The sequence below is a fragment of the Streptomyces sp. NPDC047841 genome (assembly GCF_040704085.1).
GTDB lineage: Bacteria > Actinomycetota > Actinomycetes > Streptomycetales > Streptomycetaceae > Streptomyces > Streptomyces argyrophylli.
The window spans coordinates 127,773-140,962 of sequence record NZ_JBEYRP010000010.1; the positions used below are offsets into that span (position 1 = coordinate 127,773).

Here is a 13,190-nt window from a genome sequence, read left to right on the forward strand (position 1 = left end):
GCATGCGGACAACCACCGTCGTGACCTGGACAGACGCCGCGTTCGCTGTCAGTCTCCCGCCATGCATCCTGCCCCTCGCGCCCCGCGCCGCGCGGTCGCCGCCGTCACCGTAGCCCTGCTCGCCACCGCCGTCGGCTGCGCCCCGCAGCCCGAGGAGAAGGCGTCGGCCGCCCCGTCCGGGTCGGCTGCGAAGAGCTGCGCCAAGGGATCGCTCGCCACCAGGACGGCCGGGAAACTGACGATCGCGACGGACGAACCGGCGTACGAGCCCTGGTTCAAGGACGACAAGCCCGCCAACGGCAAGGGCTTCGAGTCGGCCGTCGCCTACGCCGTGGCGAAGCGACTGGGGTACGACAAGAGCGCGGTCGTCTGGCAGAGCGTGCCCTTCAACAAGGCGTTCGCGCCCGGGGTGAAGACGTTCGACTTCGACATCAACCAGGTCTCGATCAGCGCCGAGCGCAAGAACGCCGTGGACTTCTCCTCCGGTTACTACGACGTGCGCCAGGCGGTCATCGCCCTGAAGGGCGGCAAGGCCGCCGCGGCGAAGAGCATCGCGGACCTCAGGAAGCTGAAGCTGGGCGCACAGGTCGGCACCACGAGCCTCGACTACATCACCGACATCGTGAAGCCGGCACAGGACGCGGCCGTCTACGCCAAGAACGACCAGGCGAAGTCCGCGCTGAAGAACGGCCAGGTCGACGCCATCGTCACGGACCTGCCGACGGCGTTCTACATCACGGCCGCCGAGGTGACGAACGCGAAGATCGTCGGCCAGTTCGAGAACCAGACCGGCACACCCGAGCAGTTCGGGCTCGTACTGGACAAGGGCAGTGCGCTGACCTCCTGCGTGAGCGGCGCCGTCGACGCCCTCCGCAAGGACGGCACGCTGGCCCGGATCGAGAAGCAGTGGCTCTCGGACGCCGTCGACGCCCCGGTGCTCAAGTGACGGTCACCAAGGGAGAGTCGGCCCGGGAGGGGGCGGACGACAAGGGGGACATGACCGGCGGTGACGGCGTCCCGGACGACGGCTACGCGCCCTCCGAGCGGCGTCTGGCGCGCGAGCGCTACAAACGCGCGCGTGCTCGCCGCGCCACGGCCGTCGCGGCCCTCTCCACGCTCGTCACGGCCGTCCTGCTCTACCTGGTCGTCGTCAACGCGCCGGGCTGGCCGCGCACCAAGGAGACGTTCTTCAGCGCGCACTACGCGCGCGAGGCGTTGCCGAAGGTCCTCGAAGGGCTGTGGCTGAACGTCCGCCTGCTGCTGGTCTGCGGCGTCGCCGTCCTGGTCCTGGGCATGCTGATCGCCGTCGCGCGCACCCTGCGCGGCCCGGTCTTCTTCCCGCTGCGGGTACTGGCCGCGGCGTACACCGACTTCTTCCGCGGCCTGCCGCTGATCATCAATCTGATGATCGTGGTCCTGGGCGTGCCGGCGCTGCGGCTGCAGGGCGTGACGGTCGATCCGGTGCTGCTCGGCGGTACGGCCCTGACGCTGACGTACTCGGCGTACGTGGCGGAGGTGTTCCGGGCCGGCATCGAGTCGATCCACCCCTCGCAGCGCGCCGCGGCGCGTTCGCTGGGCCTCACCAACCGGCAGGCCCTGCGCCACGTCGTCCTGCCGCAGGCGGTGCGCCGCCAGGTGCCGCCGCTGCTCAACGACCTGGTGTCGTTGCAGAAGGACACCGGTCTGGTGTCCATCGGGGGCGCGGTGGACGCCGTACGGGCGGCCGACATCGTCGTGGGCCGCAGTCTGAACTACACGCCGTACATCGTCGCGGGGCTGGTGTTCGTGGCGCTGACCATTCCGATGACCCGGTTCACCGACTGGGTGACGGCCCGGATGGACCGGCGGCGGGCCCAGGGAGGGTCCCTGTGACGACCCGGGGAGGAGTCCTGTGAGCACGCCCGAGAACACGCCTCAGAACACGCCTGCGGACACGCCCGCGAGCAGCGCGCCGGTGCTGCGGATGGAGTCGGTCCGCAAGACCTTCGGCGGCTCGGTCGTCCTGCGGGACGTCGGTCTCGAGGTCGCCCCGCACACGGTGACCGCGCTGATCGGCGCCTCCGGTTCGGGCAAGTCCACGCTGCTGCGCTGCGCCAACCTGCTGGAGGACATCGACGACGGCGCCATCTGGCTGGACGGCGAGGAGATCACCGACCCGCGCGTGGACCAGGACGCGGTACGGCGCCGGATCGGCGTCGTCTTCCAGGCGTACAACCTCTTCCCGCACATGACGGTGCTGGACAACATCACGCTCGCGCCGCGCCGGGTGCACGGCGTCTCCCGTACGGAGGCCGAGGAACGGGCCAGGGAACTGCTGGAGCGCCTCGGACTGGGCGGCAAGGCCGACGCGTACCCGGACCGGCTCAGCGGCGGTCAGCAGCAGCGCGTGGCGATCGTACGGGCCCTGGCGGTGCGGCCCCGGCTGTTGCTGCTGGACGAGATCACGGCCGCGCTCGACCCCGAGCTGGTGGGCGAGGTGCTGGAGGTGGTGCGTGGCCTGAAGGACGAGGGCATGACCATGGTGCTGGCCACGCACGAGATGGGCTTCGCGCGGGACGTCGCGGACCAGGTGTGCTTCCTGGACGGTGGGGTCGTGCTGGAGCGCGGCACCGCCGAGCAGGTCTTCGGCGACCCGCGGCAGGAGCGCACACGGCGCTTCCTGCGGCGGATCGTGGAGGCGGGCCGGCTGTAGTCCCGCGCGGTTCACGCGTCCGCTCGCGCCGCCCCGACCAGTGCCGCGACCCGCTCCACGCCGAACGCATAGCCCTGCACTCCGCAGCCCGCGATCACGCCGTCGGCGCGCAGCGAGACGTAGGAGTGGTGCCGGAACGATTCCCGCCGGTGGATGTTGGAGATGTGCACTTCCAGCACGGGCATGCCGTCACAGGTGTTGAGCGCGTCCAGGAGGGCGACCGACGTGTGCGAGTAGGCGCCGGGGTTGATGACGATCCCGCAGTGGCTCAGCCGCGCCTCGTGGATCCAGTCGACCAGCTCGCCCTCGTGGTTGGACTGCCGGAAGTCGACCGTGCCGCCGTGCGCGGCCGCCGCCTTGGCGCACAGCGCCTCCACGTCGGCCAGCGTCTCGTGGCCGTAGATCTCGGGCTGGCGCTGACCCAGGAGGTTCAGGTTGGGCCCGTTGAGGATCATGATCGGGGCGTTGGCCAGGGTGCGGGGCACGGTTCCTCCGGTCCGTTCGGGGCGGTCCGTCCACGACCGCCGCTCGCACCCGGTCTATCACGCCGGTCGGCGCTGGCAGCGGGCCCGTGCGCCGGTCGCCGCGGCGCGCGCCCAGGCACCGTGATCACCTTCGCGCGCCCCCGTAACCCCCGATCACTGTGGGTAGTTGACGCGGCATGCACGATGTACGCACCGTAAAGACCCCGTCCATGCCGCGGCTCGCCGCCGCCTCGCTCGCCGGGACCGCGATCGAGTTCTACGACTTCTTCGTCTACGGGACCGCGGCGGCCCTGGTGCTGGGGCCGCTGTTCTTCCCGACGTTCTCGCCGGTCGCCGGGACGCTCGCGGCCTTCGGGACGTTCGGGGTGGGGTTCCTGGCCCGGCCGCTCGGTTCCGTGATCTTCGGGCACCTCGGGGACCGGCGCGGCCGGCGTCCGGTGCTCGTCGTCTCGCTGCTGCTCACCGGCGCCTCGACGGTCGCGGTCGGGTGTGTGCCGTCCTACGGGACCATCGGCGTGGCCGCGCCCGTGCTGCTGCTCGTGCTGCGGTTCCTGCAGGGGCTGGGGCTCGGCGGTGAGTGGGGCGGGGCGGTGCTGCTGACCGCCGAACACGCTCCCGCCGGGCGGCGCGCCCTGTGGTCGAGCTTCCCCCAGATCGGGCCGGCGCTCGGCTTCGTCCTGGCCAACGGGGTGGTGCTCGCGCTGTCGGCAGGGCTGTCCGACGCGGAGTTCGCCCGGTGGGGCTGGCGCGTGCCGTTCTGGGCGGCCGGCGTCCTCGCACTGGCCGGGCTGTGGCTGCGCTCCTCCCTCAGGGAAAGTCCCCGATTCCTGGAGATCGACGACCACGCGCGTGTGCCGCTCGTGGAGGTCGTACGGCACCACGGGCGGCTGGTGCTGCTGACGGCCGGCGCGCTCGCGGTCGGTTACGCGGTGTTCTACGCGGTGACGACCTGGTCGCTGGCCTACGCGACGGAACGGCTCGGCGTGAGCCGTACGGTCATGCTGGTGTGCGTCATGGGCGCGGTGCTGGTGAAGGGCGCCTGCACGCCCGTCGTGGCGCTGCTCGGCGACCGGTACGGACGCCGGCCGCTGTGTCTGACGGGGTGCACGGCGTGCGTCCTGTGGATGCTCCCGATGGTCGCCCTGCTGGCGACCGGCGAGCCGCTGCTGATGTTCCTCGCCATCCTGGGCGCCCTGCTCGCCTTCGTCACCATGTTCGCGGTGATCGCCGCGTACCTGCCGGAACTGTACGAGGCCCGGGTGCGGTGCACGGGCGCCGCCGTGGGCTACAACCTCGGCGGGGTCTTCGGCGGCGCCCTCACCCCGATCGTGGCGACGGAGCTCGCGGAGCGGGGCGGGCGGGTGCCCTGGGGTGTGGGGGCCTACCTGACGGGTATCGCGCTGATCAGCCTGGCCTGCTTCGCCATGCTGCCGGAGACGCGGCCGGCGCCCGTGCCGGCGGTCGAGCCGGTCACGGGCTGACCGTACGCACCGGCCGCCTCCGTTCCCGCTACGGGTTGATCGCCAGTTCCAGGTAGGCGGCGAACAGCACCAGGTGGACCCCTCCCTGGAGGGGCGTGGCCCGGCCCGGCACCACGGTCAGGGAACTGACCACCACGGTCAGCGCGAGCATCAGCATGTGGGTCGGGCCGAGGCCCAGGACGAGCGGCCCGGGCAGCCACACGGACGCGAGCGCCACGGCCGGGATGGTCAGGCCGATGCTGGCCATCGCGGAGCCGAGCGCCAGGTTGAGGCTGGTCTGCACCCGGTCGCGGCGAGCGGAGCGCAGCGCGGCAATGGTCTCGGGCAGCAGGACGAGCAGGGCGATGATCACACCGACGACGGCGTGATGCAGGCCCGCCGCCGCCACGCCCGACTCGATCGTGGGTGACACGCCCTTCGCCAGGCCGACCACGCCGATCAGGGCCAGCCCGAGCAGGCCGAGGCTGGTCCAGGCGGTGCGCGGGGACGGGGGCCGGGCGTGGTCCTCGGCGGTGATGACCTCGCCCTGCCGGGTGATGGGCAGGAAGTAGTCGCGGTGACGCACGGTCTGGGTGGTCACGAACAGCCCGTACAGGATCAGTGAGGACAGCGCGGCGAAGGTCAGCTGGATGGTGGAGAACTCTGGTCCGGGCTTGCTGGTGGTGAAGGTCGGCAGCACCAGGCTGAGTGTGGCCAGTGTCGCCACGGTCGCCAGCGCCGCGCCGGTGCCCTCGGGGTTGAAGACGGCCGTGCCGTGCCGCAGGGACGCGACGAGCAGGCAGATCCCGACGACGCCGTTGCAGGTGATCATCACCGCGGCGAAGACGGTGTCCCGGGCCAGGGTGGCGCTTTTGTCGCCGCCGTCGGCCATGAGGGTGACGATCAAGGCCACCTCGATGATCGTGACGGCGATGGCGAGCACCAGGGAACCGAAGGGCTCGCCGACCCGGTGAGCGACCACCTCGGCGTGGTGCACGGCCGCCAGGACGGAACCGGCGAGAACGAGGGTCACCAGGCCGACGACCGCGCCGGGCAGGCCCCGGCCCCAGGTGAAGACCAGCAGGACGACCGCGAGCACCGGCACGAGGATCGTCCATTGTCGGGTGAGCGACCAGAGCCGAGTGATCATGCGGCGATGGTCGCAGAGGTGTACAAGGTTCGCATTCCGTTCTTTCCGGATACCTCTCATCCTTTCCGGTGCGGGGCCCGGTGCCGGTGGGACCAGGCCTCCGCGTCGCTATGAGACGCCGCCGTGGGGCGACGGGACCCCGCCGTGGGGCGACGGAACCCGCGAAGGGGGACGACGATTCCCGCGGAGGGCTGATGGCCTCGCCGGGGGGGCACACTCCCCCGGCGAGGGCCAAGGCCCCGTTCGCTGTGCGGCTATGCGGCTATGCGAGGGCGCGGGCTTCCGTCGCACCCGGGGTCAGACATCGACGCTGCTCTTGCGAGCGCCCTCGCCGTCGGCGTCCGCCTCCTCGACGGCCGCCTGCTTCCTGGAGGCCAGCAGGCTGGTGACCGTGGTGACGGCCAGGACCGCGCAGATCACGCCGAGCGAGACCGGGATGCTGATCTCGGGCACGTGGACACCCGACTCGTGCAGGGCGTGCAGCACCAGCTTGACGCCGATGAAGCCGAGGATGATCGACAGCCCGTACGAGAGGTGGACCAGCTTCCTGAGCAGCCCGCCGATGAGGAAGTACAGCTGGCGCAGACCCATCAGGGCGAACGCGTTCGCGGTGAAGACGATGTACGGGTCCTGCGTGAGGCCGAAGATCGCGGGGATGGAGTCCAGGGCGAACAGCACGTCCGTGGTGCCGATGGCGAGCATCACCACCAGCATCGGGGTCATGACGCGCTTGCCGTTCTGCTGGATCCACAGCTTGGTGCCGTGGTACCGGTCGGCCACGCCGAACTTGCGCTCCGCGGCCTTCAGCAGCTTGTTCTCCTCGAACTCCTCGTCGGCCTCGTCCGTACGGGCCTCCTGGATGAGCTTCCAGGCGGTCCAGATCAGGAAGGCGCCGAAGAGGTAGAACACCCAGGAGAAGCTGGCGAGGATCGCGGCCCCGGCGGCGATGAAGACGGCCCGCAGGACCAGAGCTATGAGGACGCCGACGAGCAGGACGCGCTGCTGGTACTGCGCGGGCACCGCGAACTTCGCCATGATCAGGACGAAGACGAAGAGGTTGTCGACGCTCAGCGACTTCTCGGTGATGAAGCCCGCGAAGAACTCACCGGCCGGCTGCCCGCCGCCGAAGACGAGGAGACCGAGACCGAAGAGACCGGCCAGGGCGATCCAGACGGCTGTCCAGATGCCCGCTTCCTTGATCGACACCTCATGCGGCTTGCGACCGATGAAGAAGTCGACCGAGATCAAGGCGGCGAGACCTGCGATGGTGAGGGCCCACAGGCCCATGGAGACTTCCATTGCACCTCCGGCATTAGGGGACGGCAAACACATCAGCGTTGTCGCTGCCGGAGGTCTCTTCCACCCGTGATGGGCCGGCGCCCCGGGACCGGACCGGTCCGTACTGACGGGTGCGCCGCAGTCAGGGAGTACTCCCCTCCGTACGGAAGACTGTACCCCAACCACCAAGGAAAGGTAAAGTGAAAGGTAAAGCAAAGACCAAGTTCCCAGGTTAAGTAGCTTTTACCATTGCTTGGTACGGGCTCTGGCGACCTCGGTGAGCACGTCGTGCACGATCGGGTCGGCGGCAGGGGCCAGTGAGGGTTCGTAGGTCCAGGCGTGACCGATCCAGGGATCGGCGAGGTGGTCGTCGGGCAGCGGGGTGAGTCGCAGCAGCGAACGCCACAGCGGATCGAGCAAGGGGCCGAATGCGGTGGCCTCCCCGCGGTCGGCGACGAGCAGGAGGTGTACGCCGACGGCCGGGCCCTCGTCGGCGAGATAGCGCAGCCGGGTCACCGAACGGTCGTCGAAGCCGTGCGGGAAGTCGTTGACGATCAGGAGCTGCTGGGCGGTGTCCACGTCCGCCGGCAGTGACTCGGCCGCCCCACCGCGCACCGCCATCTGCACCAGGTCGACGCGCCGGGTGAGCCCCTCCAGCGTCTGCGCGACACCCGCCGCCCCGGTCGCGGGCGGCGCCGCGAGAACCCCGGTCCGCGTCAGCGGCAGCAGCGCGTGGGTCCCGGCACCGGCAGGGTCGAGGACGCGCACGGCGAACTCGCCGGCCGGGTGTACGGCGAGCAGACGCGCCGCGAGGGCGACGGCCACGGACAGGGCCAGGTTCCGCAGCTCGGCGGGGTCCGTCAGGTCAGCGGCGCCGGCCCCGGACGCACCGCTGTCGATCCACAAACCCCTCTCCAGGGGCAGCCTGACCAGCAGGGGAATGCGCAAGGGCGCGCTTTCGGGCAGGTGCAGATCGCCGAGCCGCAGCGCCATCGGCGGCTCGTCGGGGAGGCGGTAGGCGTGCCAGACGGGGCTGTCCCAGCGGGCGTAGGCGGGCGGGAGGGCGGGCTCGACCACCTCCGCCTCGGCGATGAGCTGGGCGAGGTCGCGATCGAAGGCCGCCCGTGCCTGGCCGGCCAGCTGGGTCCGGCGGGCGTGGGCCGCCTCACGCGCGGCATCTCCCACCGTGCCGAGCCGCGTGCGGGGGTCGGCGAGGGCCTGGTCCAGCTCCTTCTCCAAACGGGAGTCGGCGAAGTCGACGGCGCTGCGGTAGGCGGCCGTGGTGCGGACGAGGTCCTCGAACATGCCCCAGACCTGGTTGTACAGCCGTTCCTCCATCGACCAGCCCACGGCGTCCCCGGCAACGGCCCGAGCGGGCTGTCCGTCGGCGACCGAGGGTGCGGGAGGCGAGGGCGGAAGGCCGCGGGTGCGGCGCGGATGTGTGTAGTCGACCGGGCCGCCGGGCTGGTGGGGATCGGGGCCGCCACCCTCATCAGGGACCTGCGGGTCGTACGGACACGGCGGCTCCGCAGGCCCCGAAGCGGACGGCTGGGAGGCGGTGGCGGGCGGAGAAGCCGGTGCCGGCTGAGAAGCGGCAGTGGACTGGGAAGCAGGCGCGGGCTGGGAAGTGGACGCCGGTTGATGGGTGGGCGAGGTCGGCGGTGCCGGAGCGGAGGCGGGCCAAGGACCGAGATCGGTCGACGGTGCCGATGCCGTACCGGGCAGGGTCCGGTCCGCCGCCCCCTGGATGGCCGTCGCGAGGTCGTCCGCGTCGGGCAGCCCCCGGTCGGCGAGGAGGGCGGGGAGACCGCTCGCATAACCCTGGCCCATCGCGCGCACTTTCCAGGCGCCCTGCCTGCGGTACAGCTCCAGGGCGATCACGGCCGTCTCGGTGTCCAGGCCGGTGAGGGTGTAACAGGCCAGTTCGGTGCCGTCGGGTCCGTACACCGTGGTGTGCGGGGCCGGGACGGCACCGAAGCCGGGGGGACCTGCCGTGCCGGTGGGCAGGGCGAGGAACACCTCGACGCGGTGCACGGCCTCGGGCAGGGCGTCCAGGTCGACGGCCAGGCGGTGCCCGGCGGCCGGCTGCCGGGGCACCTCGACGCCCGGCAGCACGGGGGCGCCGGGGTGGGCCACCCACTGGGGGCCGTGCACCGTGCCGTGCTCGTCGCCGAGTGTGACTCCGGCCAGGACCGGCGCCCCGGCCGAGATCCGGATCTCCAGCCGGACGTGGGACAGCGGGTGGTTCTGCCCCCGCACCAGCTCGGCCCCCATCGTCGTCGCCCCCCTGCTGACGACAGGCCCTACAGGTGCGGCAGGATCGCCGGCATCAGGTCCTGGAAGGTGCGGCCCCTGGCCGGGGCGCCGATGGCCGTCATCGTCCAGCCGGAGCCCGCCCGGTGCACCTTGCACATGATCTGGGCGGTGTACTCGCCGCCGCCGGCCAGGGTGTAGCGGGCGAGTTCCTGGCCGTTGGTCTCGTCCACGAGCCGGCAGAAGGCGTTCTGCACCTCCTGGAAGGTCTGGCCGGTGAAGGAATTGACCGTGAAGACGATCTGGTCGATGTGGACCGGGACGCGCTGCAGGTCCACCAGGATGGCCTCGTCGTCCCCGCCCTGGCCGGCGCCGCCGACGAGGTTGTCACCGGTGTGGCGCACGGAACCGTCGTCGCTGACCAGGTGGCGGAAGAAGACGACGTCCTTGGGTTCCGCGCCGGCGAAGAGGACCGCGGAGGCGTCCAGGTCGATCTCGCGGGTGCGGGAGCCGAACAGGCCGCGCCGCTTGGCCGCCTGCCAGCCGAGGCCCATGCGGACCGCCGTCAGGGTGGCCCCGTCCTTCTTCTCCAGGCTGATGGCCTGACCCTTGGACAAGTTGACGGACACGGCTGGATCCCCTCTCGACAGTCCCCTGTTGCCGCGCCGAGCCGTTGCTGCCCACCGCGCGGTTGTGTCAGAACCCTACGCAGGGCCCCGGACGGTGCCGACCCCCGGCCCGGGCTTTGTGTCGGGGTTGCAACACTTGGCGTTCGGGCCGAAGACCGGTACCGGGCGGGACTCAGGCCAGACCGGCCTCCCGCATCTGGCGCAGCTCCTTCTTCATCTCGGAGACCTCGTCGCGCAGCCGGGCCGCGATCTCGAACTGCAGCTCAGCGGCGGCGGCACGCATGCGCTCGGTCATCTCGTCGATCTGCTGCGCCAGTTCGGCCGCGGGACGGTCCGTGGGCACCGCCTTGCCCTTGGCGTTCCTGGCGGCCTTTCCGGCCTTCGCGCCCTTGGCCGCCTTGTCGCCGAGCGCCGGAACGGGGGCCTTCGCTCCCTTGCCGTCCTTCGTCTTGCGGTACCCGGAGCCGAGGAGCTGTTCGGTGTCGACCTCCTCGCGGGCGATCTGCGCGACGATGTCGTTGATCTTCTTGCGCAGCGGCTGCGGGTCGATGCCGTTCGCCTTGTTGTAGGCGACCTGCTTCTCCCGGCGGCGGTTGGTCTCCTCGATGGCCTTCTCCATCGCCGGGGTGATCTTGTCGGCGTACATGTGGACCTGGCCGGAGACGTTGCGCGCCGCTCGGCCGATGGTCTGGATCAGCGAGGTGCCCGACCTGAGGAAGCCCTCCTTGTCGGCGTCCAGGATCGCCACCAGGGACACCTCGGGCAGGTCGAGGCCCTCACGGAGCAGGTTGATGCCGACCAGGACGTCGTACTCACCGGAGCGCAGTTCGCGCAGCAGCTCGACGCGGCGCAGGGTGTCGACGTCGCTGTGCAGGTAGCGCACCTGGATGCCGAGTTCCAGGAAGTAGTCGGTGAGGTCCTCGGCCATCTTCTTGGTCAGCGTGGTGACGAGGACCCGCTCGTCCTTCTCGGTGCGCTTGCGGATCTCGTGCACCAGGTCGTCGATCTGGCCCTCGGTGGGCTTGACCACGACCTCCGGGTCGATCAGGCCGGTGGGGCGGATGATCTGCTCCACGAACCCGTCCGAACGCGACAGCTCGTAGGGGCCAGGGGTGGCCGACAGGTAGACGGTCTGCCCGATGCGCTCCTGGAACTCCTCCCACTTCAGCGGCCGGTTGTCCAGGGCGGAGGGCAGGCGGAAGCCGTGGTCCACGAGGGTGCGCTTGCGGGAGGCGTCGCCCTCGTACATGGCGCCGATCTGCGGGACGGTGACGTGCGACTCGTCGATGACGAGCAGGAAGTCGTCCGGGAAGTAGTCCAGCAGCGTGTTGGGCGGGGAGCCCGGCGAGCGGCCGTCGAAGTGCATCGAGTAGTTCTCCACGCCGGAGCAGGTGCCGATCTGGCGGAGCATCTCGAGGTCGTACGTGGTGCGCATCCGCAGGCGCTGGGCCTCCAGGAGCTTGCCCTGCTTCTCCAGCTCGCCCAGGCGCTCGCCCAGTTCCTTCTCGATGTCGTTGACGGCCCGCTCCATGCGCTCGGGCCCGGCAACGTAGTGGGAGGCGGGGAAGACGTAGAGCTGCCGGTCGTCGCTGATGATCTCGCCGGTGAGCGGGTGCAGCGTGGACAGCGCCTCGATCTCGTCGCCGAACATCTCGATGCGGACGGCCAGCTCCTCGTAGACCGGGAAGATCTCGATGGTGTCGCCGCGGACCCGGAAGGTGCCGCGGGTGAACGCCATGTCGTTGCGCGTGTACTGGATGTCGACGAAGCGGCGCAGCAGCTCGTCCCGGTCGATCTCGTCGCCGACCCGGAGGGTGACCATGCGGTCCACGTACTCCTGCGGCGTACCGAGGCCGTAGATGCAGGACACCGAGGCGACCACGACGACGTCACGCCGGGTGAGCAGCGAGTTGGTGGCCGAGTGGCGCAGGCGCTCGACCTCCTCGTTGATCGAGGAGTCCTTCTCGATGTAGGTGTCCGACTGCGGGACGTAGGCCTCGGGCTGGTAGTAGTCGTAGTACGAGACGAAGTACTCGACGGCGTTGTTCGGCAGCAGCTCGCGGAACTCGTTGGCCAGCTGCGCGGCCAGTGTCTTGTTCGGCGCCATCACGAGGGTGGGGCGCTGGAGCTTCTCGATCATCCACGCGGTGGTGGCGGACTTGCCGGTGCCGGTCGCGCCCAGGAGGACGACGTCCTTCTCGCCGGCCTCGATGCGCTTGGCCAGCTCGGCGATGGCCGCCGGCTGGTCGCCGCTGGGCTGGTAGGGGCTGACGACCTCGAAGGGCGCCACCGTGCGTTCGATGTGGGAAACGGGCCGCATGGCATCAACCGTACGACCCCGCACTGACAACGGGTTGCGATCAGCGGTTCTGCGGGGTGCGGGAGGCGTGGTGCACGGGCCGGTGCCCGTCGTGGACGGCGGGGCGGCGCTCGGCGTGGGAGGCGACGGCGGCGGCCGGAACGCCCGGTTTCTGCTCGACGGGCCTCCAGTCGGGGCGGCCCACCAGCATCAGCGGGTCGAAGATCACGACGACGCCCGCGAGGAGCAGGAAGGCGAGCGGTCCGATCAGCATCGGGGCCAGCGTGGAAGCGGCGGGCGCGCCCCCGGCGGTGCGGGAGGCGCCGTCGAGGTGGACGCTCAGGGCGGCCATGCCGGTGTAGTGCATGCCGCTGACCGCGAGCCCCATGACGAGGCTCGCGCCCACGCTCCACAGGAAGCCACGCACCTGTCCGGCGGCCCACAGGGCGGCGGTGGCGGCCACGACCGCTATGACGACGGAGGCGGCGACGGTGAACGTGTTGTAGGTGAACCGTCCGTGGAACTGGACGCCCGCCATGCCGAGGTAGTGCATCGAGGCGACGCCCAGACCGGTGATCGTGCCGCCGGTGAACAGGGGGGTGCCGGTGGCGCCCCGGTAGCCGACGATGAAGATCCCGACACCGACCATGACGATGGCGAGGCCGAGGCTCGCGTAGGTCAACGGCTTGTCGTAGTGGAGCGGTGCCTCCTTGATGCTGAAGCCCATCATGGCGACGAAGTGCATGGTCCAGATGCCGGAGCCGATCGCCGCCGAGCCGAGGGCCAGCCAGGCGGGCCGCCGTGCGTGCGTGACCAGCAAGGACCGTGTGGTGCAGCGCAGGCCGAGGGCGCCGCCGAGGCACGCCATCAGGTAGGCCACCAACGGGGTGACGGCCCCGTAGCTGAATCCGTCGACCGTGCCTTGCATCCGCGGCTGCCCTTCC

General features: G+C 70.7%; 11 protein-coding genes. 4 read left to right on the forward strand and 7 right to left on the reverse strand.

Translation table 11 applies throughout. The features are described from left to right. Positions 1-61 precede the first annotated feature (61 nt). The 3 genes from AB0947_RS18105 (at position 62) to AB0947_RS18115 (ending at position 2,692) form a co-directional block, all read left to right on the forward strand. Complete coding sequence (locus AB0947_RS18105; protein WP_366751315.1) at positions 62-946, forward strand: ABC transporter substrate-binding protein; 885 nt, start codon at positions 62-64, stop codon at positions 944-946. Further along, the gene (locus AB0947_RS18110; RefSeq protein WP_366751316.1) at positions 943-1,872 is read left to right on the forward strand and encodes an amino acid ABC transporter permease; all 930 of its coding nucleotides are present in this window, start codon (positions 943-945) and stop codon (positions 1,870-1,872) included. Before AB0947_RS18105 ends, AB0947_RS18110 begins: the two co-directional genes overlap by 4 nt. Before the next feature lie 91 nt (positions 1,873-1,963). Next, the gene (locus tag AB0947_RS18115; RefSeq protein WP_366751496.1) at positions 1,964-2,692 is read left to right on the forward strand and encodes an amino acid ABC transporter ATP-binding protein; all 729 of its coding nucleotides are present in this window, start codon (positions 1,964-1,966) and stop codon (positions 2,690-2,692) included. Between the two features lie 11 nt (positions 2,693-2,703). Here the strand turns inward: AB0947_RS18115 and aroQ are convergent, their stop codons facing one another. Further along, positions 2,704-3,177, reverse strand: coding sequence for a type II 3-dehydroquinate dehydratase (aroQ, locus tag AB0947_RS18120; RefSeq protein ID WP_366751317.1), 474 nt, complete (start codon positions 3,175-3,177; stop codon positions 2,704-2,706). Positions 3,178-3,386: 209 nt separating this feature from the next. Here aroQ and AB0947_RS18125 point away from each other — a divergent pair, with 209 nt between their 5' ends. Continuing rightward, positions 3,387-4,658, forward strand: a complete 1,272-nt coding sequence (locus AB0947_RS18125) for an MFS transporter (protein ID WP_366751497.1) — start codon at positions 3,387-3,389, stop codon at positions 4,656-4,658. 28 nt (positions 4,659-4,686) lie between these two features. Here AB0947_RS18125 and AB0947_RS18130 read toward each other — a convergent pair whose 3' ends face one another. The 6 genes from AB0947_RS18130 to AB0947_RS18155 all read right to left on the reverse strand — a co-directional run bounded on the left by AB0947_RS18130 (position 4,687) and on the right by AB0947_RS18155 (position 13,174). Beyond that, on the reverse strand, positions 4,687-5,787 hold the full coding sequence (locus AB0947_RS18130) for an ionic transporter y4hA (RefSeq protein WP_366751318.1): 1,101 nt from the start codon (positions 5,785-5,787) through the stop codon (positions 4,687-4,689). Between the two features lie 297 nt (positions 5,788-6,084). Further along, entirely contained in the window at positions 6,085-7,086 is a 1,002-nt protein-coding gene (locus AB0947_RS18135; RefSeq protein ID WP_366751319.1) for a TerC family protein, read from the reverse strand. A gap of 222 nt (positions 7,087-7,308) precedes the next feature. Then, positions 7,309-9,339: a TerD family protein gene (locus AB0947_RS18140; protein WP_366751320.1), complete on the reverse strand. Its 2,031-nt coding sequence runs from the start codon at positions 9,337-9,339 to the stop codon at positions 7,309-7,311. 29 nt (positions 9,340-9,368) lie between these two features. Continuing rightward, positions 9,369-9,947, reverse strand: coding sequence for a TerD family protein (locus tag AB0947_RS18145; RefSeq protein WP_366751321.1), 579 nt, complete (start codon positions 9,945-9,947; stop codon positions 9,369-9,371). A gap of 172 nt (positions 9,948-10,119) precedes the next feature. Beyond that, the gene (gene uvrB, locus AB0947_RS18150; protein WP_366751322.1) at positions 10,120-12,267 is read right to left on the reverse strand and encodes an excinuclease ABC subunit UvrB; all 2,148 of its coding nucleotides are present in this window, start codon (positions 12,265-12,267) and stop codon (positions 10,120-10,122) included. Between the two features lie 40 nt (positions 12,268-12,307). Beyond that, a complete protein-coding gene (locus AB0947_RS18155; RefSeq protein WP_366751323.1) occupies positions 12,308-13,174 on the reverse strand; it encodes an MHYT domain-containing protein in 867 nt (288 codons plus the stop codon). Positions 13,175-13,190: the final 16 nt, after the last annotated feature.

Excerpts from the sequence above, each read along its gene's own strand:
- AB0947_RS18155 (WP_366751323.1), bottom strand. The coding sequence starts at position 13,174 with ATGCAAGGCACGGTCGACGGATTCAGCTACGGGGCCGTCACCCCGTTG.
- AB0947_RS18105 (WP_366751315.1), top strand. The coding sequence starts at position 62 with ATGCATCCTGCCCCTCGCGCCCCGCGCCGCGCGGTCGCCGCCGTCACC.
- uvrB (WP_366751322.1), bottom strand. The coding sequence starts at position 12,267 with ATGCGGCCCGTTTCCCACATCGAACGCACGGTGGCGCCCTTCGAGGTC.
- AB0947_RS18130 (WP_366751318.1), bottom strand. The coding sequence starts at position 5,787 with ATGATCACTCGGCTCTGGTCGCTCACCCGACAATGGACGATCCTCGTG.
- AB0947_RS18115 (WP_366751496.1), top strand. The coding sequence starts at position 1,964 with ATGGAGTCGGTCCGCAAGACCTTCGGCGGCTCGGTCGTCCTGCGGGAC.
- AB0947_RS18135 (WP_366751319.1), bottom strand. The coding sequence starts at position 7,086 with ATGGAAGTCTCCATGGGCCTGTGGGCCCTCACCATCGCAGGTCTCGCC.
- AB0947_RS18125 (WP_366751497.1), top strand. The coding sequence starts at position 3,387 with ATGCCGCGGCTCGCCGCCGCCTCGCTCGCCGGGACCGCGATCGAGTTC.
- AB0947_RS18140 (WP_366751320.1), bottom strand. The coding sequence starts at position 9,339 with ATGGGGGCCGAGCTGGTGCGGGGGCAGAACCACCCGCTGTCCCACGTC.